This is a genomic window from Rheinheimera fenheensis (assembly GCF_039871805.1).
Classification (GTDB): domain Bacteria; phylum Pseudomonadota; class Gammaproteobacteria; order Enterobacterales; family Alteromonadaceae; genus Alishewanella; species Alishewanella fenheensis.
Window position 1 is genome coordinate 89,569 of the sequence record NZ_JBDPJM010000007.1, and the last position, 26,696, is coordinate 116,264.

A 26,696-nucleotide genomic window follows, 5' to 3' on the forward strand; every position below is an offset into this window, starting at 1 on the left:
ATGTTGATGTTTTCCCGCTTTTTAATCTTAAGTCTGTTTCTGACTACACTACCACTGGTGACCTTTGCCGGGCCGGGCCATCACCATGATGCGGAGCAACACGATGACAAGCATAGCGATAACGTTATCGAGCTAAATGATAGAATGATACGCCTTAATGGCCTGAAAACCGAGGTGGCAGGCACACGGCAGCTGACGCAGAAAGTCCATTTGTTTGGTGTGATAGCAGTAGATCCTGCCCGGCAATATCAGGTGCAATCACCTTATGCGGCAAAGGTACAGCAGGTACTTGTCACGCTGGGTCAACACGTCTCACAAGACCAACCACTGCTTAAACTGATTAATACCAACACCTTACAGGCCTTCACCTTAAAAGCGCCTGCTAGTGGCGTTATTACCAAATGGCAGGTCAATCTGGGCCAGGTGGTTGGCAATGAGAGCCTGCTGGAAATTGTCGATTTCAACCAAGTATTTGTTGAGTTGTCAGCCTTTCCCACAGATTTGCGCCAACTTAAGTTAGGTCAACAAGTGACGGTTTTTAACCTGCATCATCCTGAGTGTACACAAAGTACACTGAGCTTTATTGCGCCGGCAATGACAGAAGGACATATAGCCCGCGCCAGAGCGGTGATTGATAACCGTAACGGCCTGTGGCGCCCCGGTATGCATGTAAAGGCCGATATTCTCGTAGCGCAGCGAGACGTGGCTATTGCCGTGCGTAAAAGTGCAATCCAGTCAGTTCATGACAAAGCGGTCGTGTTTGCCCGAGTTGGAAACACCTTTGAGGTGCGAATACCTGAATTTGGCATCGAGGATGATGAGTATATCGAAGTCTTGTCTGGCTTAATGCCAGGTAGCGAATATGCGACTGACAACAGCTATCTGCTAAAAGCAGACATTGAGAAAGCCGGCGCCAGCCATGATCATTAGGAGCGTCTGCCATGATTGATGTGATTATAAAATTTGCCTTGTCCCGCCGTTATCTGGTGTTAGGCCTCACCCTCTTGATGGCGGTTATTGGCTTTTGGCATGCAAAGCAGCTGCCGATGGATGCGGTGCCAGACATTACTAACGTACAAGTGCAGGTAAACACCGAAGCCCCCGGTTATTCGCCACTGGAAACTGAGCAGCGGCTAACGTTGCTGATTGAAAATGCCATGGCTGGCTTGCCGCAGCTGGAATATACCCGCTCTTTGTCGCGCTATGCCATGTCACAGGTAACGGTGGTGTTTGCCGATGGCACTGATATTTACTGGGCCAGACAACAAGTGACCGAACGACTGCAAAGCATACGCTCACAGCTGCCAGCAGACACTGAGCCTACGCTTGGGCCCATTACCACCGGCCTGGGTGAAATTTTAATGTACTCTGTTACTGCCACGCCTGAGGCGCGTAAGGCAGACGGTACACCCTATAGCCCGGAAGACTTACGCACTTTGCAGGATTACACCATTAAACCGCAGCTGGTGAAGGTACGCGGCGTAACCGAGGTAAACTCGATTGGTGGTTATGTGCGCCAGTATCAGGTGGCCCCCGATGTTGGCAAGCTGCTGGCGTTTAAGCTCACGCTGGACGATTTGGCTACTGCCCTTAGTCGCAATAACAGTAATGTCGGTGCCGGCTACATAGAACGTTATGGCGCTCAGTGGCTGGTGCGCTCTCCCGGGCAACTTACCGGCATAGACGATATTGCCAATCTTGTAATAGCCAAGCGCGATGACGCGCCGGTAAGGGTACGCGATGTCGCCGCCGTTTTTATTGGCAAGGAGCTGCGCACCGGCGCCGCGTTACAAAATGGCGAAGAAACGGTGCTGGGTACCGTCTTTATGTTAATGGGTGAAAATAGCCGGACGGTTTCTGAGCGGGTAGCCGATCGACTGGCGCAGATAAACCAGACGCTGCCTGAAGGCGTGCAAGCCATAGCGGTGTATAACCGCAGCACCCTGGTTGATAAAACCATTGAAACCGTGCAAAAAAACCTGTTTGAAGGTGCAGTGCTGGTCATTGTGGTGCTGTTTATCTTTTTGGGTAATGTCCGCGCCGCGTTAATTACTGCGCTGGTGATCCCGTTAAGTATGCTGTTTGCCATCAGCGGGATGGCGGTTAACCGTGTCAGTGGCAACCTGATGAGTCTTGGCGCCATAGATTTTGGCCTGATGGTCGATGGCGCTGTGATTGTGGTAGAAAACTGCCTACGACGTTTAGGCTTAGCGCAGCATCAGCACCAACGCCTACTCAGTAGTGCTGAGCGACTTGAAGTGGTCTATCATGCCACCCGTGAAGTATTCACCCCAGCGGTATTTGGTGTGCTGATTATAATGCTGGTGTTTATGCCCATTTTTGCTTTATCTGGTGTCGAGGGCAAAATGTTTCACCCGATGGCATTTACCGTGATTGCTGCCTTGCTCGGCGCGCTTATTCTGGCAGTAACCTCTGTGCCGGCTGCTATTGCGCTACTGGTGCGCGGCAAGGTGAACGAGCAGGATGGCCGCCTGCTGACAGCGCTGAAAACCGGTTACCAGGCTGTGCTTAATCTCAGCTTACATTTTAGTGGTACCGCCGCTTTGCTGGCACTTATGTTGGTTGGCTTGGGTGGTTATGCCGCTTTGAAAATGGGCAGCGAGTTTATGCCACAACTTGATGAAGGCGATGTCGCGCTGCATGCGCTGCGTATACCGGGTACCAGCCTTGAGCAAGCCGTGAAAATGCAGCAGGTACTGGAGCAGGAAATTATCACCCTGCCTCAGGTCGCACGGGTTTTCTCAAAGATTGGCACGGCTGAAATAGCAACAGACCCCATGCCCCCCAGCGTGGCGGACACCTTTGTCATGCTTAAACCTCAGGCACTATGGCCAGATCCGTCATTAGGTAAGGCCGAGTTTATCGAATTACTGCGGCAAAAGGTGGCTGCTGTGCCCGGCAATAACTACGAGTTCACCCAACCGATTGAGATGCGCTTTAACGAGCTTATCGCCGGTGTCAGAACTGACGTAGCTGTGCGCATTTATGGTGATGATCTGCAGACACTTAAAACACTTGGCGAACAGGCCAGTGCGATATTAGCCGCCGTGCCCGGTGCGGTAGATGTGCGTATGGAGCAGGCAACCGGCTTACCGCTGCTGTCAGTTGAGCCAGAGCGGGAACATCTTGCCTTGCTGGGTATTGACGTTGCCACCGTACAACACACCTTGCAAACCGCCGTAGGCGGTCTGGTGCTGGGGCAGATTTTCGAAGGTGATAAGCGTTTCCCCTTGCTGATAAGGCTTGATGAGTCACAGCGCACTGATTTGGCCGCACTGGCGCGTTTGCCGGTAGCCTTACCCACAGATGCCAGCAGTGAAATGACCTATGTGCCACTGGGCGAAGTAGCGCATCTGGTGCAAACCACAGGCCCGAATCAGATCAACCGCGAAAGTGGTAAACGCAATATGGTGGTAACCGCCAATGTAGCAGACCGCGACCTGGGCAGCTTTATTGCTGATGCGCAGCAGGCGCTCAATAGTCAGTTAATCCTGCCTGCGGGATACTGGTTGGGCTATGGCGGTACCTTTGAGCAACTGCAGTCAGCAACAGCACGGTTACAGTGGCTGGTACCGTTAACGCTGCTGCTTATCTTTGGCTTATTGTTCAGTGCACTTAATTCAGCGAAGCAGGCACTTATCGTGTTTAGTGGTGTACCACTGGCGCTAACTGGCGGCGTGGCAGCTTTACTGCTGCGTGATATGCCACTGTCGATTTCTGCAGCCGTCGGCTTTATCGCTTTATCAGGTATTGCCGTGCTAAACGGCGTTGTCATGATGGCGATGATTCAGCAGCTGAAAGAGCAAGGCATGGCGCAAATCGACGCGATAAAACAAGGCGCGATACAGCGGTTGCGGCCGGTATTAATGACGGCGTTAGTAGCCAGCCTGGGCTTCGTACCCATGGCCTTTAACACCGGCACCGGCGCCGAAATTCAGCGGCCGCTGGCCACTGTGGTCATTGGCGGCATTATCACGTCTACCTTGCTGACTTTAGTGATCTTACCGGCACTGTGTAAACTGATACACAAAAAAGCAGCGGTGTAAGGTGCAACACAGCACAACTGCCATTATCTGCTCAGAAATGGCAGTTGTTGCTGATATTCTATCAGCAGCACTTGTTGCTCCTCATCCAGTGTTTCATGAGCCAACTGTTGCACATTAGCAATACTACATAAAGCAGCATAACGCTGCTTTAATGTTAAAACCAGCTATGGAGCAAACTTACTCAATACCATTAACGCTCTAACACGATGCGATATCGTGCTTGGCCACTTTTTAAGTGGGTAATAGCCTCGTTTACCTGAGCGAATTTAAAAGTTTCTACCACAGGCTTAATATTATGCTGCACGGCAAACTCCAACATTTTGGCAATAGTCGCCGGGCTGCCCACTGGCGAGCCGGAAACAGAGCGCTGCGCCATAATAAGGCCAAACACGCCAATATTTAGCGGCTCCAGCGTGGCACCAACAAAATGCAGCCGGCCTTTGGGTTTGAGCGTCGACAGGTATAAGTTCCAGTCCAGCGTCACATTCACCGTTGAGATAATTAAATCAAAACGCCCGGCCGCCTGTTCAATATCGCCACTGCTGCGCGAATTAATGCAATGATGCGCGCCAAGACTTTTTGCTTCCAAAGCCTTGCTTTCACTGGAGGTAAACGCAGTGACTTCACAGCCCCAGGCGCGTAAAAACTGCAGCGCGATATGGCCCAGGCCGCCAATACCTATTACCGCCACTTTATCGGTGGGTTTAATATCAAACTGCACCAGCGGGTTAAATACTGTGATACCACCGCAAAACAGCGGGCCGGCGATTTTGGCATCCATCCCCTCTGGCAGTGGCACCACGCTTGCCGCCTTGGCACGCACTTTATCGGCAAAGCCGCCGTGACGCCCAACAATGGTGCCTTCAGCCTTATTACATAAGTTATGATCGCCACTGCCGCAGCTGGCACAGGTTTGACAGTAACCAGCATGCCAGCCTAATCCCACCAGCTGGCCTTTTTGTAAATGTGTTACGCCCTCGCCCAGCGCGCTGATACGCCCGACCACTTCGTGGCCCGCCACCAGTGGATAAGCCGACATGCCCCACTCATTATCGAGCATCGAAATATCTGAATGACAAATGCCGCAATAATCAACGTCTATTTCTACTTCACTGCGGCCCAGCGCGCCGGCATTATACTGCCAGGGCACCAGCTTGCCGCCGGCCTCCAGCGCTGCGTATGCGTTAATCATAAACTCTCCTTTAATGTTACTGTTTGCTTGTTCTGATAAGCATTACAACGATAAGTATTAACCAGATCTTATGTTAGTGCGGCAAATATGCCGATGCGGCTAAAATTTAACCAGTGCTACCTGTTTCTTGCCACGCTTTCAGGTATAATCCGCCGACTTTTTTTAGGCCAAGCCGACGTTAAGAGACACTATGACAGTACAAACCTTTGATCCCAGCCAGACCACAACCTTAGACACTGCCGGCAAAACCTTAAGCCAACAGGCTAAAGCCGCCAGCGGCAAGGGTAATACTATCGGCTTTGTCAGCTTAGGCTGTCCGAAAAATCTGGTCGACTCAGAGCGTATTCTGACCCAGCTGAAAAGCGAGGGTTACAACATAGTACCCACTTATGATGACGCCGAGCTGGTTATCGTAAACACCTGCGGCTTTATCGACAGCGCCGTGCAGGAATCTTTAGAAACCATCGGTGAAGCCTTAGCGGAAAACGGCAAAGTGATTGTGACCGGCTGCTTGGGCGCACGCGAAGATGAAATCCGTCAGGTACACCCAAATGTACTGGGTATTACCGGCCCGCATTCTTACGAAAACGTGTTAAAGCAAGTGCATGAGTTTGTGCCTAAGCCTAAATATGACCCCTTTACCATGCTGGTACCGGATCACGGTGTGAAGTTAACACCGAAGCATTATGCCTATTTAAAAATATCGGAAGGCTGTAACCACCGCTGCACCTTCTGCATTATTCCCTCAATGCGTGGCGATTTAGTTAGCCGGCCGGTGGGTGAAGTGTTAGATGAAGCACAGCGGTTAAAAAATGCCGGCGTAAAAGAATTGCTGATTATCTCACAGGACACCAGCGCCTATGGCGTTGATGTGAAACACCGCACTGGTTTTTGGAACGGCTCACCGGTAAAAACCTCTATGCAGTCCTTATGCGAAGCCTTAGGTGACATGGGTATTTGGGTGCGCCTGCACTATGTTTACCCCTACCCACATGTGGACGACATTATTCCATTGATGGCACAGGGCAAAGTACTGCCGTATCTGGACATTCCGTTTCAACACGCCAGCCCGCGTATTTTAAAGCTGATGAAGCGCCCCGGCCAGGCTGAGCGCGTGTTAGAGCGCATCAAAAAATGGCGTGAGATCTGCCCTGAGCTGACTATCCGCTCTACCTTTATTGTCGGCTTCCCGGGGGAGACCGAAGAAGACTTCCAGATGCTGCTCGACTGGCTAAAAGAAGCCCAGCTTGATCGCGTTGGCTGCTTTAAATACAGCCCGGTAGAAGGCGCTAAAGCCAATGATCTGCCCGATCCGGTACCGGCCGAAGTGATGGAAGAGCGTTATCACCGTTTTATGCAAACCCAGCAGGCTATCAGCAGTGCCAGGCTGCAGGCCAAAATTGGCAAAACCATAAAAGTGCTGATTGACGAAGTGGACGACGAAGGCGCTATTGGCCGCAGCTTCGCCGACGCGCCGGAAATTGACGGCGCTGTGTACTTAAACGGCCTAACCAGCGTAAAACCAGGCGATATTATCGACGCCGTGGTGGAAGAAGCTGATGAATATGATTTATGGGCGTCAATAGCGGAGTAACGGCCTAACACCCGGCCTGTGCCAGTCGCTGCTGTACCTGGGCTAATTCGTCCTGGTATAGCGGCAGGTAGAGCCGGGCGGGTTCATCTATGCCCTGCCCCTGCGCGCAGCTGCGCTCCAGCTGCTGCGTCAAATCAAGTGCTTGCGCCATTTGGCCACTGTGTTGTTGCAGTGCTTGTTTAATGGTGTAACTGACATGCAAGCGGCGTAAAAAGGCGCTGCTGTCTATGCCAAATAACCTGTCGGTACCTGAGATAATACCGGCCAGAAAATACTGTTGCTGCGCCTCTGCGCTAAACTGCCAATGCCCGGCAATACGCGCCATAGTGTGCGCCCGTGCCAGCACCATAATCGCTGCCGCCGGGTTAGTACCTGACAGTACGGCATAACTTAACAGCCACTTGCGAGCCAATGTCAGGCCAAGCCGGGTAACCACTTCTTTTACCGAGTTTACCGCCCGGGTTTTACGGTACAGCGGGCTGTTGGCCAGCTTGAGTAAACCCATGACGATTGCCGGCTCGTCAGCCAGCAGGGCCGCAAGCTTATTGATATCCGGCTCATCGACAAATAAACAACCGATGATCTCTGCCAGCTTGAGTGCACTGGGCTCTAGTGTTTTGCCATCAACCGTGAGCTTATCAGGCAAAAAATAGCCCTGAAACCACTGGCAGCCCAGCGTTTTAACCAAAGTGAACTGCGCCTCTGTTTCCACCTTGGTAGCAAGCCAGATCAGGCCATCGCGGCCATACTGTGCCTGATGGCGCTGCAGGTCTTCCAGGCCGGTATGCGCCATATCAATCCGCACTATGCTGGCCAGTGCCAGCAGATCGGCACTTAAGCCCTCTTCAGGCGCATCATCCAGTAAAACACTAAAACCCAGCGCTTTGTAATGGCTAAGCGCGGCGCGAAGGGCGGCGCTATCTTCAACCTTACCGGCAATAGCCAGGATTACTTTACTGGCCGGTAGCGGCGCCAATGACCGCCGGGCTAACACTAATGACAGGCTGACACTGAGCAGCAACCGGCAGTTATAGCCAGTAAGATAATCCGCCAGTTGCTGACACTGCTGTTGCAGTAACGCAGACTCACTGCTATCCAGAACCACAGGCCTGACAAAGCCGTGGCTATGTTGCACAAGCTCCAGCGCAACGCGTTTTTTGCCGGCATCAAACAGTGGCTGCACAACCAGCTGAGATAGCGCCAGGCTGTGCGTTTCAGATAACGCAGGGGGTATTAGGCTACTCAAAACAACTCCTTTACAACAAATGCTTAATGGCGGCAGTTAACCCATCCAACGTTAGCGGGAACATACGCTTTTGCATTAACTGCGCAATAATGCCAATCGAGTAGTAATGTTCCCACCACTGCTCTGGCTGAGGGTTTAACCATACGGCTTTGGGGTATTGCGTGAGCAAACGCTGCAACCAGACTTTACCCGGCTGTTCATTAAAGTGCTCTACACTGCCACCGGGATATTCTATCTCGTACGGGCCCATAGTGGCGTCGCCGACGAAGATCAGCTTATAGTCACTGCCATAGGTATGAATAATGTCGTCGGTTTTAATCTGCTCGGTGTAGCGGCGTTTATTATCACGCCAGACGCCCTCATATACACAGTTATGAAAGTAGAAAAACTCCAGGTGCTTAAACTCGGTTTTTACCGCAGCAAACAGTTTTTGGCACTGCTCGATATGGTCGTCCATCGAGCCGCCGACATCGAAAAACACCAGCAATTTAATCGCATTGTGCCGCTCGCGCATAAAGCGCAAGTCCAGCCAGCCGGCTTGCTCAGAAGTGGCCTGAATAGTGCCGTGTAAATCCAGCTCAGTTTCAGCACCGCTGCGGGCGAATTTACGCAGCTGCTTTAATGCCAGTTTAATGCTGCGGTTGTTAAGCTCGCTGTCGCTGTCTAAATCTTTAAACTCGCGTTTATCCCACACCTTTACCGCGCGCCGTGCGCCACTGCCCTGCTGGCCAATCCGCACGCCCTCGGGGTTATAGCCATGAGCGCCAAAAGGCGAGGTACCGCCGGTGCCAATCCATTTATTGCCGCCACTGTGCTTTTTTTGTTGCTCAGCCAGGCGCTCACGCAGGGTTTCCAGCAGTTTATCCAGCCCACCTAAGGCTTGCAGTTTGGCCTTATCTTCGTCACTTAGCTTACGCAGTACCTCTGGCACTAACCACTCTGGCGGTATGCTGGCGGCGATGTCTATTTCGGCGACACCTTCAAAGTAATCAGCAAAAGCCCGGTCGAATTTATCGTATTGGGTTTCATCTTTAACCAAACACAACCGGGACAGCTGATAAAAAGCCTCGGTATCGGCAAAGATCACCTGATGTTTCAGCGCATTAAGTAAGTCCAGCAGTTCGGTAATACTGGTTTTTAAGCCGTATTTGCGCAGGGTAAAAAAGAAGTCGATTAGCATAAAACGTGCTCATATACCTGGGTGAGACTGGAAACTCGTTTTGGTCGGCGCAGAGTGTCTGAGCGCAGGCGCCAGCCGCTGCGACAAATTCGTCTGGAACGAATTTGAACAGCTCTCGCTGACCGAAGGTACAGGGCAGGATTGCCCTGTATAGTTGCTGCGACGAGCCAAAAGGAGTATTGCAGTCGAGCCAGGAGGCAACACAGAACCCGCTTTATCAATTTAACCTTTGCCACTATCTGCCCTGTCTTTTCGCCAAAAACGCCAATTTCTCTACCAGTGCAACATCCTGCTCGTTTTTAAGTAAAGCGCCGAACATCGGCATCAGGCCGCCTTTTTGCTGCTTGTCGGTTAACACTTCGGCAGGTATATCTTCAGCCAGTAACAGTTTCAGCCAGTCCAGCAGCTCAGAGGTTGACGGCTTTTTCTTTAACCCAGGCAATTCACGCAGCTCAAAAAACACCTGCAGTGCCGTGCTTAACAGCTGCTGCTGAATATGCGGAAAATGCACCGCCACTATAGCGCGCAAAGTATCGGCGTCCGGAAAACGGATATAGTGGAAAAAGCAGCGGCGTAAAAACGCATCTGGCAGCTCTTTTTCGTTGTTTGAGGTAATAATGACGATTGGCCGCTCAGTAGCGCTGACCTGCTCACCGGTTTCATGTACGTAAAACGCCATCCGGTCCAGCTCGTGCAGTAAGTCATTCGGAAATTCAATATCGGCTTTGTCCATTTCGTCTATCAGCAGCACTGGCCGTTTGGCCGCAGTAAACGCCTGCCATAATTTGCCGGGCCGGATGTAGTTGTTAATATCCTGCACCTTGTCGCTACCCAGCTGACTGTCGCGCAAGCGCGATACCGCATCATACTCGTACAGGCCATGCTGTGCCTTAGTGGTCGACTTAATATGCCATTGGATCAGCTCGGTCTCTAAACTCTGCGCCAGCTCCTCAGCCAGCCGGGTTTTACCGGTGCCCGGCTCGCCTTTTATCAGCAGCGGTTTTTCTAATGTCACGGCGGCATTCACTGCCAGCGCCAGCTCATCTGACACTATATAGTTGTCGGTACTTTCAAAGGCCATCACTACCCTCTATGCTTAGTGTTAACGCCACGCACTCTTGTGGTGAAACGTAATATCTTATAGCCAAAAGCTACTTTAATTTTTGCTGCGCCAGCGTATTCTTATAACCAATTTATCGTAAACGGAGTTTTTTTATGGCAAACGTCTATGCAGACAACTCATTGTCTATCGGCCGCACCCCGCTGGTCAAATTAAACCGGACTATTGAAGGCGGTGCCAATGTGTACGCCAAAATTGAAGCCCGTAACCCAAGCTTTAGCGTAAAATGCCGTTTAGGCGCGGCCCTGATTTGGGACGCCGAGAAAAAAGGCCTGCTAACTAAAGATGTAGAGCTGGTTGAGCCGACCTCAGGCAACACCGGTATTGCACTGGCCTTTGTTGCTGCCAGCCGTGGTTATAAATTAACGTTAACCATGCCAGCCACCATGAGCCTGGAGCGACGTAAGCTGTTAAAAGCGCTAGGCGCCAATCTGGTGCTGACCGAAGGGCCAAAAGGCATGAAAGGCGCTATTGAAAAAGCTAAAGAAATTCAGGCATCAAACCCGTCGAAGTACCTTATTTTAGGCCAGTTTGAAAACCCGGCTAACCCGCAAATTCACTTTGATACCACAGGCCCGGAAATTTTTAATGACTTAGACGGCAAAGTGGATATTTTCGTTGCTGGTGTCGGCACCGGCGGCACCATTACCGGCGTTAGCCGTTATTTAAAGCTGGAGAAAAAACTGCCGCTGTTAAGCGTTGCGGTAGAGCCGGCCGAGTCGCCGGTCATTACCCAGGCCAAAGCTGGCGAAGAGCTAAAACCCGGCCCGCATAAAATTCAGGGTATCGGTGCTGGTTTTATTCCGGGCAACCTGGACTTGGAGCTGGTAGACAGTGTTGAACGGGTAACCAGCGACGAAGCGATAGCAGCGGCGCACCGTTTAATGCGTGAAGAAGGTATTTTGGCTGGTATTTCTTCAGGTGCTGCATTAGTGGCTGCTCAGCGTCTGGCGGCCAAGCCAGAGAACGCCGGGAAAAACATCGTGGTTATTCTGGCCAGCGCAGCAGAGCGTTACTTAACCAGCCCGCTGTTTGCCGATGTATTCACTGAGCAAGAGTTACAAGCTTAATCAGTAACTTATGCTAACGAATGGGCAGCTTTGGCTGCCCTTTTTTCTGCCTTGGAATAAACCAGCTGAACTTTACAGCCCGTGAAAAAAGCGCCACACTGAGCCGGTACTCACAACGGGATCACTATTATGACGTTACGCTGGCTATTGCCGTTATTGCTGTTATTAACCGCCTGTACTGAAGAGCCAAAAGTAAACGCTCAATGGGGAACACCGGAATATATCGCTACACAGTTTTTTCATGCCCTATACAACGAAAAAGATCTGGAACAGGCCAAAGCACTCAGCACTGCTGAATATGCGGCATTGATGGACTCTTATGGTAGCGTGCGCCAGGTTGGCCGCACCCTGATGAACATGTCGTTTGATTCGGTCGATATCAGAGTAAACCGTAGTGGTGGTAATTTACGCGAACAGTACGAAGATGTTGCTGCCATCGATATCCTACTTACCGGACCACACGACGGTAAGCAGGTTGATGAACTGCGCACGGTTGAGCTGGTGCGCTCGGGCAACCGCTGGGTAGTAAAAACCGTACAGGTAGATAAATTTAGTAGCAGCGCCCGCTAACGCTTAAAAAACGCCGCTATCCTGGCCTGAGACTCACTACCATGTAACAAGCGCTGAAACTGCACCAGCTCGGCCGCAATTGTCTCAATGGTGTGTGCTATCTGTGTGCGCTTGAGTAAAGCTTTACTGCTTTGCACGGCATCAGCAGGCAAGGTGGCTAACTGCTCAGCCTTTTGCCGCGCCAGCGCCATCAACTGTGCCGGGCTTACCACCTGATTTACCATGCCCATCGACAACGCCGCAACGGCATCAAAGGCCTCACCCAGCAGCAAGTATTGTGCAGCCCGCTGATAACCAGCGACATTGGGCAACAGCACGCTGGATGCTGCCTCCGGGCACAGCCCAAGCTGGGTAAACGGCAACTGAAAACGGGCATTATCGGCCGCGTACACTAAATCGCAGTGCAACAATGCTGTGGTACCAATGCCAATAGCCAGGCCCGCCACGGCAGCCACTAAAGGCTTAGTAAATTTGGCCAGCGCATATAAAAACTGCACTGTGGGGTGCTGGGCATTAAGCTCGCCGGCGCCAAGAAAATCCTGTAAGTCGTTACCAGCGCTAAAACAGCTATCAGTGCCGGTTAACAGCACCACTTTGACACTCTCATCCTGCTGTGCCTGCTGTAACGCCAAAGTTAACTCACGGTACATTTGCTGGCTTAGCGCATTCTTTTTTTCCGGCCGGTTGATGCTAATGTGCATCACGCCCTGTGCGATGTCTGTCGATATGTGCGATGTCATAATAATTTCGTTTCAGTCCTGTTATTGGCCGGCGACGCTGCCTTCACGGCGCGGATCGGCGCCGCCTTGCAAACCAGCGGGCGTTAGCATAATGGCATGCAGGCCGCTATTCAAATCCTGCAACTGCACTTTGTAGCCCATATCTTCCAGAATAGCCTGCTGCTTTGCCAGCGCAGTGCCTTTTTCCAACGCAAGATAATCGTTGCGGTGGGTTAGCCGCGGCAAGTTTAGTGCTTGTTGCACGTCTAACTGCCAATCCAGCACAGCGACAATACTTTGCGCCACATAATTAATAATACGGCTACCGCCGGGTGAACCTATAACCAGCAGCAGTTTGCCGTCTTTGTCAAACACCATCATCGGCGCCATCGATGAGCGCGGCCTTTTACCGCCTTCAACCCGGTTAGCCACCAGGTGGCCATTGTGCGCCGGGCTTAAGCTAAAGTCGGTCAGTTGGTTATTTAAAATAAAGCCGCCGACCATCAGGCCAGAGCCAAATACATTCTCAATGCTGGTGGTCATACTCACCGCATTGCCGTCGCTATCGACAATAGAAAAATGGCTGGTGTTGCTAAACTCTGGCGAAATAGCACTTTGTAGTGGCGGTGCGCCTGCTGGCAAGCCAGCCTCTGCAGTTGCACTGTCTTTACTGGCATTAATAAGCGCAGCACGGCTGGCTAAATAGTCACTGGCCAGCATGCCCTCAACCGGTACCGGTACAAAATCCGGATCAGCCAGATAACGCTCGCGATCGGCAAACGCCAGTTTGGCAGCCTGCGCCAGCAAGTGCGTGGCCTGCACGCTGTCTGGCGCCACTTCGCTTAAGTCAAACTGGGCCAGAATGCCAAGTATTTGCAGCACCGCTACCCCACCAGAGCTGGGCGGCGCCATACCACACACTTTATACAGCCGGTAAGGTATACATAAAGGCTGACGTTCTATCGCCTTGTAACGGGCTAAATCATCTACACTGAGTTTGCCCGGGTTTACCGGCGCCGTTTGTACCCGTTCGCTAATGGCTTTTGCCAACTCGCCCTTATAAAACGCTGCCGGGCCCTTGGCGGCAATGGCTTTAAGGGTGGCGGCGTAAGCCGGGTTTTTCAACAGGCTGCCCTCTGCTACCGGCTTACCCTGTGGAAAAAAATACGCTTTGCTGTCATAAAACTCAGAAATACCTTTATTCCAGCCCATCGCCAATTGGCGCGCGGTGCGGCTGGACACGGTAAAGCCCTGCTCTGCCGCGGTAATGGTATCGGTGAATAAGTCCGCCCAGGGTAACTTACCGTGCTGCTGATGGGCGTCGTACAGCATAGCAATTACGCCTGGCACGCCCACCGACTTACCGCCAACATAAGCATCGCGCCAGGACATCGTCACACCGTCAGGCTGAAATAACGCTGGCGTCGCCGCTTTAGGCGCGGTTTCACGGCCATCAAAACTACTGAGTTTTTGCTGTTTGGCCTGCCAGTGCAGCATAAAAGCCCCACCGCCAATACCCGAGCTTTGCGGCTCGACCAGGCCTAACATCAGTTGCACAGCAATGGCTGCGTCTACCGCACTACCGCCTTTAGCCAATACTGCGCGCCCTGCTTCGGTGGCCATCGGGTGTGCCGCCGACACCATATAGTGTTTTGCACTAACCAGTTGCTGCTGATACCTGCCGGTAGCCGCTTCCGGCTCACGGGTTTCCTGCTGTGCAAGCAGCGGAAAAACCAACAGACTACTGATCACAGCAGCGACTGACCAACGACCTAAAGATACCACAGACATGCGATTTTGTTCCGACAACAGCAGATAGCTACACCCTACCGAGTTAAACCGGCAAATTCAATATTTGCCGCTGCAGCTAACCGCCGGCTAGTCACCTTCTGCCGACCAGTCTTGTTTTTAACACCGCTACTACAGCACTAATTATGCTTGACCTTGAGTTAAAGATGGCTTTGTATAGCGGCAATTTTGATTTATTTGGATATTGCAGTGCGGTTTACTCTGGCGCTTAACACTACAATTTATGCTGCGCTAGCGCTGAGTATGATAGTGCTGGCGCTGGTACCAGAGCATTGGCAACTTACATTGCAATATCAGCGCAGCGCGCTTGAGCAGGGCCAGTTATGGCGCGCGCTAAGCGGCCACCTGCTGCATGCTAATCATTGGCATTTACTGCTCAATCTGGCTGGCTTACTGCTTGCCTTCTTACTGCATGGCCGCTACTTCTCAGCACGCCAGTTACTTCTACAATGGTTTGCGTTTTCACTGGCGATCAGCGTCCTGCTGTATCTGTTTTCCACCAACATTTACAGTTATGTCGGTTTATCCGGCGTGCTGCATGCCATGTTAACGCTGGGTGCAATAAAAGATGTGCAACAGGCCGAGCGCAGCGGCTATCTGCTGCTGACGGGCCTTATCGCCAAAGTGGCTTATGAGCAGTGGCAAGGCCCGGATGCCGAAATTGCCAGTCTGATTGGCGCCGATGTAGCAATAGATGCGCACTTATACGGCGTCATAACCGGCGTGTTACTGGCACTTCTGCTTTATATCAAAAATCAGGCTCAACGCTAAAATTCAGCATAGCGCCCGTTAACGGATGCACAAAGCGGATATTGGCAGCATGCAGCAATAAACGCGGGCTGTTGCCAGCAATATCGGCCGTAGCGTATAAGCTATCGCCTACTATAGCGTGGCCCAGCGCCTGCATATGTAACCTTAGCTGATGTGAGCGCCCTGTCACCGGCTCTAACTGTACCCGGCTTTGCTTTGTCGCACTGTCATACTGCAACACCTTATAACGCGTCAGCGCCGGCTTGCCCGTTTGCCGGCACACTTTATACAAAGGCCGGTTATCTTGATCTGCCGCCAGCGGCAAATCAATTTCCCCTGCGGCTGGCGACAACTGTCCATCGACCAGCGCGATATAGTGTTTGTGTACGGTGCGCGCCTGAAACTGCTTGCTGATATCGGATAACACCCTTTTGGTCAGCGGTAACACGACCAAACCTGAGGTGTCATAATCCAGCCGGTGCACTACCTGAGCACCCGGAAATTCACGCTGTACCCGGGTTATCAGACAGTCCTGATTTTGCGGGTGGCGCCCCGGTACGGTTAACAACCTGGCCGGTTTATTCACTACCAACAATACATCATCGGCATACACCACCTGGTATGGCTCAGTGGTCGCCGGTAATACCGCCAGATCGTTCAGGTTTGCTGTCATGCTGCACTCCGCTGTTAAATCGGCCGTTATTATGCCGTAAAAGCGCTTCGTCCGCGGCATAAATTCGGCTAAGCTAAACGCATTTTCACGCCGGGCCCCTGTATGACCTCTGAGTTTAACTATCATCCGCCAACCGAGCCCTGGCTCGATATTCTGTATCAGGACAAAGATCTTATTGTGCTGAATAAACCCAGCGGTTTACTGACCAACCCCGGTCGCGGCGCGCATTTAGCCGACAGCCTGTTAAGCCGGGTACAGCAGCAATTCCCGCTGGCGCAGTTGGTACACCGGCTGGATCTGGCTACCTCTGGCGTGGTGGTGATGGCACTTCGCCGAAAAGCCGAAACAGCGTTAAAACAGCAATTTGCCGACCGTGTCGTGAAAAAACGCTATCTGGCGCTGGTGTGGGGAGCAGTGACACCGACAGAAGGCGTTATTGAGCTGCCGCTCATGGCCGACAGCGCTAACCCGCCAAAGCAAAAAGTCTGTTTTGAAAAAGGAAAACCGGCCACTACCCACTACCGGGTACTGCAACAACTTGCAGACCGCGCCCTGGTCGAGCTTAAGCCCGTTACCGGCCGCTCGCATCAGCTGCGTATGCATATGCTGCATTTGGGCCACCCCATTTTAGGCGATGCCTTTTATGCCCATTCTGAGGCGCTAAACGCCGCACCCAGACTGATGCTGCATGCCGCTACACTGCAGGTGTTACAGCCTTTTCATGGCACACCGCTAACCTTTACTGCCGATACCGATTTTGTCACCGCCACCGGCCAGTTAACCTAGGCATAAAAAAACGCCTCAGCTGAGGCGTTTTTATCTGTTACAGGTTCTGCTCAAACAATTTATAGATCCGGCGGTACTCATCAAGCCAGCTGCTGGGCTGGCGGAAACCATGCGGCTCTACCGGATAAATTGCCGTTTCAAAATTGATATTTTCCTGCTCAATTAAGCGCTGCACCAAACGCACCACATCCTGAAAGAACACGTTATCGTCTACCATAGGCGCGTTAATCAGCAGCGGCTTTTTCAGGCCCTGGGTAAAGTAAATTGGCGAGCTGCGCTGATAAGCGATTGGATCTATCGCCGGTGTATTTAAAATATTTGAAGTATACGGGTGGTTGTAGTAGGCCCAGTCACTCACCGGACGCAGTGCCGCACCGGCCTGGAATAAATCGGGCTGGGTAAACAGCGCCATAAAGGTCATAAAACCACCGTAAGAGCCACCGTAAGTACCAATACGGTTACGATCGACATTGGCATTTTCTACCAGCCAGTTAACGCCGTCGGCGAGATCTTCAATTTCCGGTGTGCCCATACGGCGGTAAATGGCAGTACGCCAGTCGCGGCCATAACCTTTTGATGCCCGGTAATCCATATCCATTACCACGTAACCTTGCTGAGTTAACAGGTTATGAAAGAAAAACTCACGGAAATACCCCGACCAACCCAGATCGCTGTTTTGCAGATAGCCCGCACCGTGGTTAAAAATGACCGCCCGGCGTTTTTCGCCCTGTTGATAATTATCCGGGTAATACACCTTGGCAAACACCGGCTGCTCACCGTGGCTGGAGGGCACAGCCACAATTTGCGGTGCTTTAAACGGCATTTGTTTAAACTGTGCTGACACCGTATGCGTCAGCCGCGTAACGGCTGCACCGGGTTTAGCTTCGGCAACATATAGCTCATTAGGTAACAGGTTGGTGGAGAAATTCAGCAGCAGCTTTTGCTCATCCGGCGATAAGGTAAAGCTGGTGCTACCGCCCAGTTTCGTCAGCTGCTCTACTTCAGCGCTGGCAAGTGCCACACGGTAAATTTCGTAATTGCCGGGGTGGCTTTGGTTAGCCTGAAAATAAATGTAGCTATCATCTTGTGTCAACACCGGGTTTGCCACTTCAAAAGTGCCGCTGGTCAGCTTTTTCGCTTTGCCTTTTAGCGGTTTAACATACAGATGGGCGTAACCGGTTTCTTCTGATAAGTAATACAGCGTTTCACTGTTATTTAACCAGCCAAAATCATTAAAGGCATAGTTAACCCAGGCGTTGTCGTGCAGACGATGCTGTGGCACCAGCTTTTTACTGGCAAAATCCAGCGTCGCTATCCAGCGGTCTTTGTTATCCAGCGCTTTTAGCATCAGCGCTACCTGCTGGCCATTGCTGTGCCAGCGCATCGCGCTCTGGCTCCAGTACCAGTCGGTCATTAAGCCAATATCGCGGATCACCTTTTCGCTTTTGTATTTTTCGCCTCGGGCTTTAGCATTTTCCGCTTTTACCTCGGCCAATACATCTTCGTTATAACCTGGCAGGCTGCTGTAGCTTAGCTCACTGCTGCTGCCGTCCTGCAGGTTTAACAGCAGCAAACGCTGTGGCGCTGGCACCACGTCATTAACGCGGCCCCGCACCGGCTCTGCAGCAATGTCGCCATTGGCGGTAATGTAGTTTGGCATAATGTCGTTGTCATTACGCTTGCTGGCTTTACGTACCGACACCAGCAGGTAATCGGCCTTGGGCGACAAACTGGCGCCTACAACCTGCATGCCTTTACCCAGGTAAAAAGCGCCCGGTGCTATGCTGTTATTCTGTTGTTTTAATTGCTGTTTCGCCTGATAGCGCTGCTCAGCAGCCTGCTGCTCCTTGGCGATAAAGGCAATCAGCTTATGTTGCTCCTGCGCCAGATAACCAGCAGGGGCAGCGGGCGCTTTCGGGCTATCTTCGGTTTTCAGGCTGACCAGCTCAGTGCGCTGGCCGCTCAGTAGATCATGGGCGTAATAACTCCAGCCTTCGCGGTACGCCAGACGGCCATCGAGCAGAAACTGCAGGTCACTTTGTGCTGCATTATCACGGGTTAACTGGGTTATGGCGCCATTTGGTAGCAAACGCACAAACACATCACCTTCAAACAGCCAGGCTTGCAGGCTGCGATCGCGGTTATAAATAGCATCATCACTGCCTAGCGTATGCAGCTGTGCTAACGGCACCAGATCGCCATTACCCTGTGCATTCAGTGGCCGGGCATACCAGTCTCGTAGCTCACTGCCCTCACGCTTTTGCTGATAGAACACCTGGCTGCTATCTGCGCTCCAGTAGGCGGCTTCGGGCTGACGACCTATCCAATCCGGATCGGCCATAATTTGCTCCATCGTAAGCACCAGGCTGGTGTCAGCGGTATGTATTGCCGGTACACTCACCGGTGTTGTCTGATAGCTTAAGGGTTCGGCTTTTTTCGCCGCCAGCGGGCTGCTTAATAGCGCGCTGCACAGCGTAAGCGCCAGTAAAGTAGAGTGATGTTGTGTCATAAACCTGTTCTTATCATGATAAAAGACGCCCTGTTATACAAAGAGCGCCCGCTTTGTGCAACCGCCATAGCGGCGAATGCGGCTGAACGCGGACATGATAAGATTAAGCGAAAAAAAACCGGCCCAAACCGGGCCGGCAGAAAACAGCGTGAATATCAGATATTCGAACAGCTGTGGAGAAGTAACTGTTAACGCTAGGCGGCGATTTTAGCGCTAAGTTCAGCTAAACGCGCCCTGGCTGCGCTCAGCGCCGCTTCTTGTGCGTCCGCGCCCATATTCAGGCCCTCAGCGTAGATAAAATGCACATCTTTTAAGCCGACAAAGTTTAAAAACGTGTGTAAAAAAGGCGTTTGGCTATCCAGCGCCGTGCCCTGATAAACACCACCGCGGGTAGCAAATACCACCACTGGCTTATCTTCCAGCAAGCCCACCGGGCCTTGTTCAGTGTATTTAAAGGTAACGCCAGCGCGAGCCACCCGGTCCAGCAGGGCTTTTAATTGTGATGGCACGCCAAAGTTATACATCGGCGCCCCCAGTAAAATCACATCAGCTGCTTTAATGCGTTCGATTAAGCTGTCAGAAATCGCCGCCAGCTGCTGCTGTTCACTGCTGCGCTGCTCAGTTGGCGTCATCCAGGCAGCAATTTCCGCCATCTCCAAATGACCCACCGGATCCGTGTTTAAATCCAGCGTGTCGAGCTTAAAGCTACCCTCTGGCAGCTGCGCTAAAAATTGCTGCGCCAACTGAACTGATTGGCCTTTATCACCGTTAATAGAGCTGTTGATCAGTAAGATTTGTTTCATAGTGCGTCTCCGGTTAGGTATAGCGGCATAATACAACAACTAAATAGGACGAAAAGCAGAATAAAACGCACATACCTTTCTATTTTTTAAAAACAAAAAAAACAAACCAGCGGCATCAGCCGGGCGTAAAAGGCACAGAGCAATCAAAACGTCGGTAAGCGACCTAACCGGGAACAGCAAAGATGTTGAAGTCAGTCAGCGTACCAAGGCATGATAGGGTCCCTCAAGCCATTACGGACACTAACGATCCTATGTCAGGGCAAGAAAACGCCACCGCTAGCCAGTGGGAAGATGCACTTACTTTTGTTGCGTTGCAGCGCGATAAAGCGGCTTACGCCGAATTGTTCAGTTACTTCGCGCCCAGGCTGAAAGCCTTTGGGATGAAAATGTTTGGCAACGAACAACAAGCACTGGAGATGGTGCAAGACACCATGCTCAATGTGTGGAAAAAAGCCGCCCTGTTCGATGCTTCCCGCGGCTGTGCGTCTACCTGGATCTTTACCATAGCGCGTAATGTACGTTTTGACATGTTACGCAAAAAGCAAAGTCGCAAAGATGATATCAGTGCAGACGATTTATGGTTAAACGGCGAGTATCCGGAGCCACAGGCCGATGATGACGCGGCACAGTGGGATAACCAGTTACTCAGTGAAAAATTAGCGCCGCACTTTGCGCAATTACCGCCTGCCCAGCGGGAGGTGATGGAAAAAGTGTATTTACAGGAAAAGTCACATCAGGAAGTATCAGACGAGCTAGGTATTCCGCTTGGTACGGTAAAGTCCCGGATCCGCTTAGCGCTGGACAGATTAAGAGAGGCATTAGATGGCGCACGCAATTAAGTTTCATCCCGGCATGGCGTTGCTGGAACAATACGCCGAAGGTACCTTAAGTGCCGACGTGGCACTGGCGGTTGCCGCGCATATTGATTTGTGCCCCCACTGTCAGCGGTTAAGCCAGGATATCACTACCGATTTAGCTGGCCAGCTGGCACAGCAAAGCGTAAAAAAAGACCCTGACGATTGGAGCCAGATGCTAGCCGACATTATGGCGCAGCCTGCACTGGCCAAAGCGGAGTTACAGCAAGAGCAAAGCAACGCACAACGCGCCGCTTATGAGCCTATTTTGGTCAATCAGCGCGAGTTTTTAGTGCCACGTGCGCTGCAGCGACTGGCGAGCAACCATGGTAAATGGTTAACGCTGGGCGGTATTGCCACGGCCAAGTTGCCGGCCGGTGGTGAGCATCATGTTTCGCTGTTGTATATCGACAAAGATACTGAAGTACCGCAGCACACCCACTTGGGCCTGGAAATGACGCTGGTGTTATCAGGCAAAATTGCCGATGAAAACGGCGAGTATTGTGCAGGTGACTTACTGATAAACTCTCCGGACGATACGCATACACCGCGCACGCTGGCGAACGAAGATTGCCTGTGTTTATCGGTATTAAGCGCGCCACTGCAGTTTAAAAAGGGCTTAACGCGGTTATTAAACCCGCTGCAGCAGTTTTTCTACTAACCTTTTCTCTCTAAGCTGGCAGGAAGTACCTGACGCCGCATGCGATAACACGCTGCGGCGCTTTTTTTGCGCTTATTTCAGCTAATTATTGCAACAGCGCCATGCCACCTTTGAGGTTATACACTTTATTAAAGCCAAACCTCCCCAACACTTTGCACGCTACCAGGCTGCGATTCCCCGAGCGGCACACCAATAACAGCGGCTGCTGCGGCTTAAGCTGGCCTTTTATTAAAGCATCAGCCAGTTTAGACAGCGGAATTTCCAGTACCGGGTAAGCTTGGGTTAAATAGCCGGCCAGCGCGCCAGCGCTTTGCTCATGCGGCTCACGCACATCAACCAACACCAACTCAGGTTGCTGCTGCATAAACACATTTAACTGCTCTGAGGCAATGACATCAGTCGCGTCAGAGAAGCTGACTTCAACCAAACCACACAGATGCTGACTTTGCTGTTGTAAACTCAGCGCCTGTTGCTGCAATTGTTGTTGCCAGTCACCGCCGCTGTTGTCTAACAGTTCCTGCAGCAACGGCTGCTCAGCAATGGCCAGGTTAAAACAGGTAAAAAAGCGCTGCGCATAGTCATGGCTTGATAGCAGCAAGGTGTCAGGCGCCACTTTAGCGGCTAATAACCTGATGCTATCGGCCAGCGCACTGATGTCGCCACCGGGTAAATCGGTACGGCCTACGCCGCCTGGCAGCATAACATCACCGCAAAACACTGCTGCTAGTTGCTTATTCAACGTCAGCAATAGGCTTACAGCTTCAGGTGTATGGCCCGGCGTTGGCAGGCGGCTTAAGCTAAACCGGCCAAATTCCAGTGTGCTGCAGCCCTGTGGCCAGCCCAAAACGTCACAAGCGACAGCAGAGCAAGGCTCGCCCAATAAGGTCAGTAGCTCCTGACGGGCAGACTGATGGTCACGGTGTACATGCGTATCCAAAATCGCTACAACGCTAAGCCCCTGCCCCTGAATAATATTGGCAATACGCAGCGCTAGCGGTAGTACAGGTTCTATCACCACGGCGCGGCGTGTGTCCGGGCAAATCAGTAAATAACTGCATAAAGCGTCATGTTTTAATTGCACCAAGCCGTGTGCGTGCAGCTCCAGCGTTGGGGTGGCATCGGTTAACACCAGGCAGTGTTGGCACACCACTTTGCTAAGATTTGCAATCGCAGCGCAGGCGCGATCACACTCCGCCTGGGTCATGGCCGGGCCAAATGATAGACGGATAGCCCCCTGCGAGCGCCAGCTTTCCAGCCCCATGGCATCGAGCACAAAGCTGCTGGGTATTTTAGAGCTACAGGCCGAGCCTGAGCTAACACGGATACCGGCAGCATCAAACAAATCCATAATATCTTTGCTGTAAAAACCCGGTACGGAAAAATTAATGGTGGTAGGCACAACATAAGGTGCATCACTGTTTAGCTCCAGCGCTGGAAATACCTGCTTTAACGCCTTAATTAGCTGTGCCCGGTACTGCCACAGCACCGGTTCGGCGACAAAGGCAGAGCCGCTATTTTTGGCCAGCTCTGCAAACACCGCATGCAGCGCAGCAATGCCCGGCAGGTTCTCGGTGCCCGAGCGTAAGCCACTTTCCTGGCCGCCACCGGCAATAAATGGCTGATAAGGCGCGCCTTTGCGCACATATAAAAAGCCGATGCCTTTGGGCGCATAGAGTTTATGCCCGCTAAAAGGTGCATAGTCGATACTGGTTTGCGCGATATTCAGCGCCATTTTACCCAGCGCCTGTACACAATCTACCAGCCAGTACACGCCTGGGTTGACCGTCCGGATAAGCTGCTCCAGTGCGGCTAAATCTTGTTTTACCCCGGTTTCATTATTAGCGGCCATGGTGCAAATTATGGCGGCGGCCGGTAAATGCTGGCGCATAAAGGCCTCGTCTAACAGGCCATCTCGGTTAACCGGGATTGCCATCACACTGGCATGCAGGCCCAATACCTTGTTCCAGTGCTTTAAACTCTCCGGCACCGCTTTATGCTCGGTCGCGCCGTAAAGCAGCAAGGTGTTAGGCCCGGTCAGGCCACGCTCACGGGCCGCTAATAACGCCGATACTACTGCAGCCTGAATGCCCTCAGTGGCACCTGAGGTAAATAAAATATCGCCACTGCTGGCACCAATCAGCTGACGGGCTAATGCACGGGTGCTTTCCAGCTCCGCTTTGGCTTTAATACCTGCAGCGTGGCTGCTACTGGGGTTACCAAAGCCATATTGCATCACATGCATTGCCGCCTGTGCTGCCTGCGGTAACACCGGCGTGGTGGCGTTGTTATCCAGATAAATTTCCTGTTTCGCGCTTAGCATGGCTCACCCAGTTATAACCAAAAATTATATATTATTCCGGCTAATGATAACGGCTAACGAATTCTGCCTCAAGCACCCACTGACGCAGAAAAAAACAAACCGCCCGAAGGCGGTTTGTGTTGGTGTTATTCAACCAGATCTTTGGGGATCTGCGGCCGTAATTCCGACCAGACCAAACCACTTTCTTTACCGTATTTACGCACGGCAAACACCACTTCATCAAATTTACCGTTTTCAGCGTATAGCTTTATCTGATGATAGTACTTACGTGCCAGTTCGCGTGCTTTGGGGTGTGAAAAATAAAAGCGGGCAATTTTGTTATACAGGCCACGGAAGCCATTTAAAATCAGCACATAGATGCGGTTAGACGAATGCAGTGCCAGCTCATGGTTCAGGTTATAGTCAAACTCAGCAAAGGCTTCGGCGGTATCGTCCAGTGCTTCAGCACCGGCAAAAATGTCCACTACCTGTGCCGCGTGGTTTTTAATGGCGCCACGAATATAAATAGCACTGATGTTGGTGCGGGCAGATAACAGCTCGTCCACCAGTTCCGGCATGCGCTCTTCATCCAGCCGTGCCAGGGTTTCCAGAATATTTAAACCAGACGTCTCCCAAAAGTTATTCACTTTGGTTGGCTTGCCGTGCTGTATAGTCAGCCAGCCATCGCGCGCTAAACGCTGTAATACTTCGCGCAAAGTGGTACGGGTCACGCCAATCAGCTCAGATAACTCGCGCTCTGCCGGCAGAATACTGCCAGGCGCAAATTTCCCGTTCCAGATCGAGTCAACAATGTACTCTTCAGCAAACCCGGCCGGGCTTTGCGCTTTAATCAGATTAGTCATGCGGATCTGTCCGTCTTCTTGTTTACAAAATTGCACTGATTGTACCAGAGCGCCAACAGTTAACAAGCCACCGCCCCAAAATAGCCCAGTGATTGTACATTAAGGCTAAATGCCGTAGATTAACCACAGCAGTAAAAAAATCCCGTGTAGAAGGATAAAAAATGCTTCAAAAAATCAAACGGTTATCTATGCAGCGCTGGGGCTGGGGCCTGACGGTGTTATCCTGTTCAGCCTTGCTGGCGATGGCACTGTACTTTCAATATGGCCTGAATTTGCAGCCCTGTATTAAGTGTATTTATGTGCGTGCCGCTTTTACCGGTATCTTACTGGCCGGCATGATTGGCCTGCTCTCACCAAAAACAGCCTTGCTCAGGTTAGTTGCGCTGGCAGGCATATTAGCCAGTGGCGTATTTGGCATAATGCAGGCCTATGAATTACTTGAAATTGAGCAACTACTGGCCGAAGGCGGCTTTTTTAGCTGCGCCCTGTTTGCCGAGTTCCCCGGCTGGCTGGCGCTGGATAAATGGTTACCGGCGGTGTTTGAGCCTACCGGCAGCTGCGGTGATACCAGCTGGCAGTTGTTAGGCAAAAGCATGGCATTCTGGAGTGCCTTTGCGCTGTGGGGCTATACCGCAACTGCGGCCGTGTTGCTATTAGCACAGGCGGCGCGCATTAGTAATAACCCCTATCGCGGTTAAAAGGCGTGGTTAGAAGCTGCGGTTAAAGCGAATAGTTAAGCTGTTCACATAAAAAACACCGGTTAAAAACCGGTGTTTTTCGTATAAGCTCAGGTTTATACCCTTGTTACTGGTTTAAAAACGGGTAATCGGTATAGCCCTCTGCGCCATTGCCATAAAACAGCTCTGGCTTAGCCTCATTTAACGGCGCATTGTGCTTAAAGCGCGCGACCAAATCCGGGTTGGCAATATAAGGCACACCAAACGCCACCGCATCCGCCACGCCATCAGCCAGTGCTTTAGTCGCAGATTGCTGGCTAAACTGTTCATTGACAATATAAACACCGCCAAACTGGCGTTTTAATTGTGGCCCCAAGCTGTCATCAGCTTGTGCTTCGCGGGCACAAATAAAGGCAATACCACGCTTACCCAGCTCGGTGGCAACATAGCCAAAGGTATCAGCACGTTGAGAGTCGCCAACATCGTGCGCATCGGCGCGTGGTGCTAAATGCATGCCTACCCGGCCGGCACCCCATACCGAGATCACGGCATCGGTGACTTCCAGCAGTAAACGGGCACGGTTTTCAATGCTGCCGCCGTAGTTATCAGTGCGCTTATTGCTGCTGTCCTGCAGGAATTGGTCAAGCAAATAACCGTTAGCACCGTGTATTTCCACACCGTCAAAACCGGCCAGTTTGGCGTTCTCTGCCCCCTTACGATACGCCTCAACAATACCGGCAATCTCGTCAGTTTCCAGCGCACGCGGGGTAACATAAGGCTTTTTCGGCCGCATTAAACTAACATGGCCGTTTGGCGCAATAGCGCTTGGCGCCACCGGCAGCTCGCCGTTTAAATAATGTGGGTCTGAAATACGACCAACATGCCACAGCTGCAGCATAATTTTGCCGCCAGCCTGATGCACCGCATCAGTAATTTTGCGCCAGCCGGCAACTTGCTCGTCTGACCAAATGCCCGGTGTATCGGGGTAACCGACGCCCATCGGCGTTACTGAAGTGGCTTCTGTTAAAATTAGGCCGGCACTGGCGCGCTGCACATAGTATTCACGCATTAAATCGTTCGGCACCCTGCCCTCGCTGGCGCGGCAACGGGTTAGTGGCGCCATAATAATACGGTTAGCAAGTTGAATATCGCCTACCTGAATAGGATCGAATAACGTTGGCATAGTCAGTCCTGTGGTTAACATTAACTTTTACTGCACAGCAGCATGGTGGTGTTCGCAGCTAACGCTGCGGC

At 51.8% G+C, this 26,696-nt stretch carries 22 protein-coding genes; 10 read left to right on the forward strand and 12 right to left on the reverse strand.

What is annotated here, in order from left to right:
* On the forward strand, window positions 1-930 hold the full coding sequence (locus tag ABGI61_RS11665; RefSeq protein ID WP_347601240.1) for an efflux RND transporter periplasmic adaptor subunit: 930 nt from the start codon (window positions 1-3) through the stop codon (window positions 928-930).
* A gap of 11 nt (window positions 931-941) precedes the next feature.
* Entirely contained in the window at window positions 942-4,067 is a 3,126-nt protein-coding gene (locus tag ABGI61_RS11670) for an efflux RND transporter permease subunit (RefSeq protein ID WP_347601242.1), read from the forward strand.
* Window positions 4,068-4,257: 190 nt separating this feature from the next.
* Here the strand turns inward: ABGI61_RS11670 and ahr are convergent, their stop codons facing one another.
* Window positions 4,258-5,259, reverse strand: coding sequence for an NADPH-dependent aldehyde reductase Ahr (ahr, locus tag ABGI61_RS11675; RefSeq protein ID WP_347601244.1), 1,002 nt, complete (start codon window positions 5,257-5,259; stop codon window positions 4,258-4,260).
* 190 nt (window positions 5,260-5,449) lie between these two features.
* Here ahr and rimO point away from each other — a divergent pair, with 190 nt between their 5' ends.
* The gene (gene rimO, locus ABGI61_RS11680) at window positions 5,450-6,853 is read left to right on the forward strand and encodes a 30S ribosomal protein S12 methylthiotransferase RimO (RefSeq protein WP_347601246.1); all 1,404 of its coding nucleotides are present in this window, start codon (window positions 5,450-5,452) and stop codon (window positions 6,851-6,853) included.
* Window positions 6,854-6,857: 4 nt separating this feature from the next.
* Here rimO and ABGI61_RS11685 read toward each other — a convergent pair whose 3' ends face one another.
* The 3 genes from ABGI61_RS11685 to ABGI61_RS11695 all read right to left on the reverse strand — a co-directional run bounded on the left by ABGI61_RS11685 (window position 6,858) and on the right by ABGI61_RS11695 (window position 10,360).
* Complete coding sequence (locus ABGI61_RS11685; RefSeq protein WP_347601248.1) at window positions 6,858-8,099, reverse strand: EAL and HDOD domain-containing protein; 1,242 nt, start codon at window positions 8,097-8,099, stop codon at window positions 6,858-6,860.
* 10 nt (window positions 8,100-8,109) lie between these two features.
* Complete coding sequence (locus ABGI61_RS11690; protein WP_347601250.1) at window positions 8,110-9,279, reverse strand: vWA domain-containing protein; 1,170 nt, start codon at window positions 9,277-9,279, stop codon at window positions 8,110-8,112.
* 235 nt (window positions 9,280-9,514) lie between these two features.
* A complete protein-coding gene (locus ABGI61_RS11695) occupies window positions 9,515-10,360 on the reverse strand; it encodes an AAA family ATPase (protein ID WP_347601252.1) in 846 nt (281 codons plus the stop codon).
* A gap of 134 nt (window positions 10,361-10,494) precedes the next feature.
* On the opposite strand from ABGI61_RS11695, the gene cysK reads away from it, so the two are divergent.
* Both cysK and ABGI61_RS11705 read left to right on the forward strand, forming a co-directional pair.
* Complete coding sequence (gene cysK / locus ABGI61_RS11700) at window positions 10,495-11,469, forward strand: cysteine synthase A (protein WP_347601254.1); 975 nt, start codon at window positions 10,495-10,497, stop codon at window positions 11,467-11,469.
* Window positions 11,470-11,598: 129 nt separating this feature from the next.
* Complete coding sequence (locus ABGI61_RS11705; RefSeq protein ID WP_347601256.1) at window positions 11,599-12,039, forward strand: hypothetical protein; 441 nt, start codon at window positions 11,599-11,601, stop codon at window positions 12,037-12,039.
* Here ABGI61_RS11705 and ABGI61_RS11710 read toward each other — a convergent pair.
* The gene (locus tag ABGI61_RS11710; protein WP_347601258.1) at window positions 12,036-12,779 is read right to left on the reverse strand and encodes an enoyl-CoA hydratase; all 744 of its coding nucleotides are present in this window, start codon (window positions 12,777-12,779) and stop codon (window positions 12,036-12,038) included. The genes ABGI61_RS11705 and ABGI61_RS11710 overlap by 4 nt on opposite strands.
* A gap of 21 nt (window positions 12,780-12,800) precedes the next feature.
* A complete protein-coding gene (ggt, locus tag ABGI61_RS11715) occupies window positions 12,801-14,549 on the reverse strand; it encodes a gamma-glutamyltransferase (RefSeq protein WP_347601260.1) in 1,749 nt (582 codons plus the stop codon).
* Between the two features lie 207 nt (window positions 14,550-14,756).
* Here ggt and rrtA point away from each other — a divergent pair, with 207 nt between their 5' ends.
* On the forward strand, window positions 14,757-15,338 hold the full coding sequence (gene rrtA / locus ABGI61_RS11720) for a rhombosortase (protein ID WP_347601262.1): 582 nt from the start codon (window positions 14,757-14,759) through the stop codon (window positions 15,336-15,338).
* On the opposite strand, the gene ABGI61_RS11725 is transcribed toward rrtA, so the two are convergent.
* Window positions 15,316-15,990, reverse strand: coding sequence for a pseudouridine synthase (locus ABGI61_RS11725; RefSeq protein ID WP_347601264.1), 675 nt, complete (start codon window positions 15,988-15,990; stop codon window positions 15,316-15,318). The two genes, rrtA and ABGI61_RS11725, sit on opposite strands and share 23 nt — an antisense overlap.
* A gap of 102 nt (window positions 15,991-16,092) precedes the next feature.
* Here ABGI61_RS11725 and rluA point away from each other — a divergent pair, with 102 nt between their 5' ends.
* Window positions 16,093-16,776 carry a bifunctional tRNA pseudouridine(32) synthase/23S rRNA pseudouridine(746) synthase RluA gene (rluA, locus tag ABGI61_RS11730; RefSeq protein ID WP_347601266.1) on the forward strand — a complete coding sequence of 228 codons (684 nt, stop codon included), beginning with the start codon at window positions 16,093-16,095 and terminating at the stop codon, window positions 16,774-16,776.
* A 37-nt stretch (window positions 16,777-16,813) separates the two neighbouring features.
* Here the strand turns inward: rluA and ABGI61_RS11735 are convergent, their stop codons facing one another.
* The gene (locus ABGI61_RS11735; protein ID WP_347601268.1) at window positions 16,814-19,285 is read right to left on the reverse strand and encodes a S9 family peptidase; all 2,472 of its coding nucleotides are present in this window, start codon (window positions 19,283-19,285) and stop codon (window positions 16,814-16,816) included.
* A 194-nt stretch (window positions 19,286-19,479) separates the two neighbouring features.
* Complete coding sequence (locus ABGI61_RS11740; RefSeq protein WP_347601270.1) at window positions 19,480-20,088, reverse strand: FMN-dependent NADH-azoreductase; 609 nt, start codon at window positions 20,086-20,088, stop codon at window positions 19,480-19,482.
* Window positions 20,089-20,270: 182 nt separating this feature from the next.
* On the opposite strand from ABGI61_RS11740, the gene ABGI61_RS11745 reads away from it, so the two are divergent.
* Window positions 20,271-20,927: a sigma-70 family RNA polymerase sigma factor gene (locus ABGI61_RS11745; RefSeq protein WP_347601272.1), complete on the forward strand. Its 657-nt coding sequence runs from the start codon at window positions 20,271-20,273 to the stop codon at window positions 20,925-20,927.
* Window positions 20,911-21,603, forward strand: a complete 693-nt coding sequence (locus ABGI61_RS11750; protein WP_347601274.1) for a ChrR family anti-sigma-E factor — start codon at window positions 20,911-20,913, stop codon at window positions 21,601-21,603. The genes ABGI61_RS11745 and ABGI61_RS11750 overlap by 17 nt, the downstream gene beginning before the upstream one ends.
* A gap of 85 nt (window positions 21,604-21,688) precedes the next feature.
* Here ABGI61_RS11750 and ABGI61_RS11755 read toward each other — a convergent pair whose 3' ends face one another.
* Both ABGI61_RS11755 and fadR read right to left on the reverse strand, forming a co-directional pair.
* Window positions 21,689-23,923, reverse strand: a complete 2,235-nt coding sequence (locus tag ABGI61_RS11755) for an aminotransferase class V-fold PLP-dependent enzyme (protein ID WP_347601276.1) — start codon at window positions 23,921-23,923, stop codon at window positions 21,689-21,691.
* A 125-nt stretch (window positions 23,924-24,048) separates the two neighbouring features.
* Window positions 24,049-24,765: a fatty acid metabolism transcriptional regulator FadR gene (gene fadR, locus ABGI61_RS11760; protein WP_347601278.1), complete on the reverse strand. Its 717-nt coding sequence runs from the start codon at window positions 24,763-24,765 to the stop codon at window positions 24,049-24,051.
* Between the two features lie 161 nt (window positions 24,766-24,926).
* Here fadR and dsbB point away from each other — a divergent pair, with 161 nt between their 5' ends.
* Window positions 24,927-25,463, forward strand: a complete 537-nt coding sequence (dsbB, locus tag ABGI61_RS11765) for a disulfide bond formation protein DsbB (RefSeq protein ID WP_347601280.1) — start codon at window positions 24,927-24,929, stop codon at window positions 25,461-25,463.
* 106 nt (window positions 25,464-25,569) lie between these two features.
* Here the strand turns inward: dsbB and ABGI61_RS11770 are convergent, their stop codons facing one another.
* On the reverse strand, window positions 25,570-26,625 hold the full coding sequence (locus tag ABGI61_RS11770) for an alkene reductase (RefSeq protein WP_347601282.1): 1,056 nt from the start codon (window positions 26,623-26,625) through the stop codon (window positions 25,570-25,572).
* Between the last annotated feature and the right edge of the window lie 71 nt (window positions 26,626-26,696).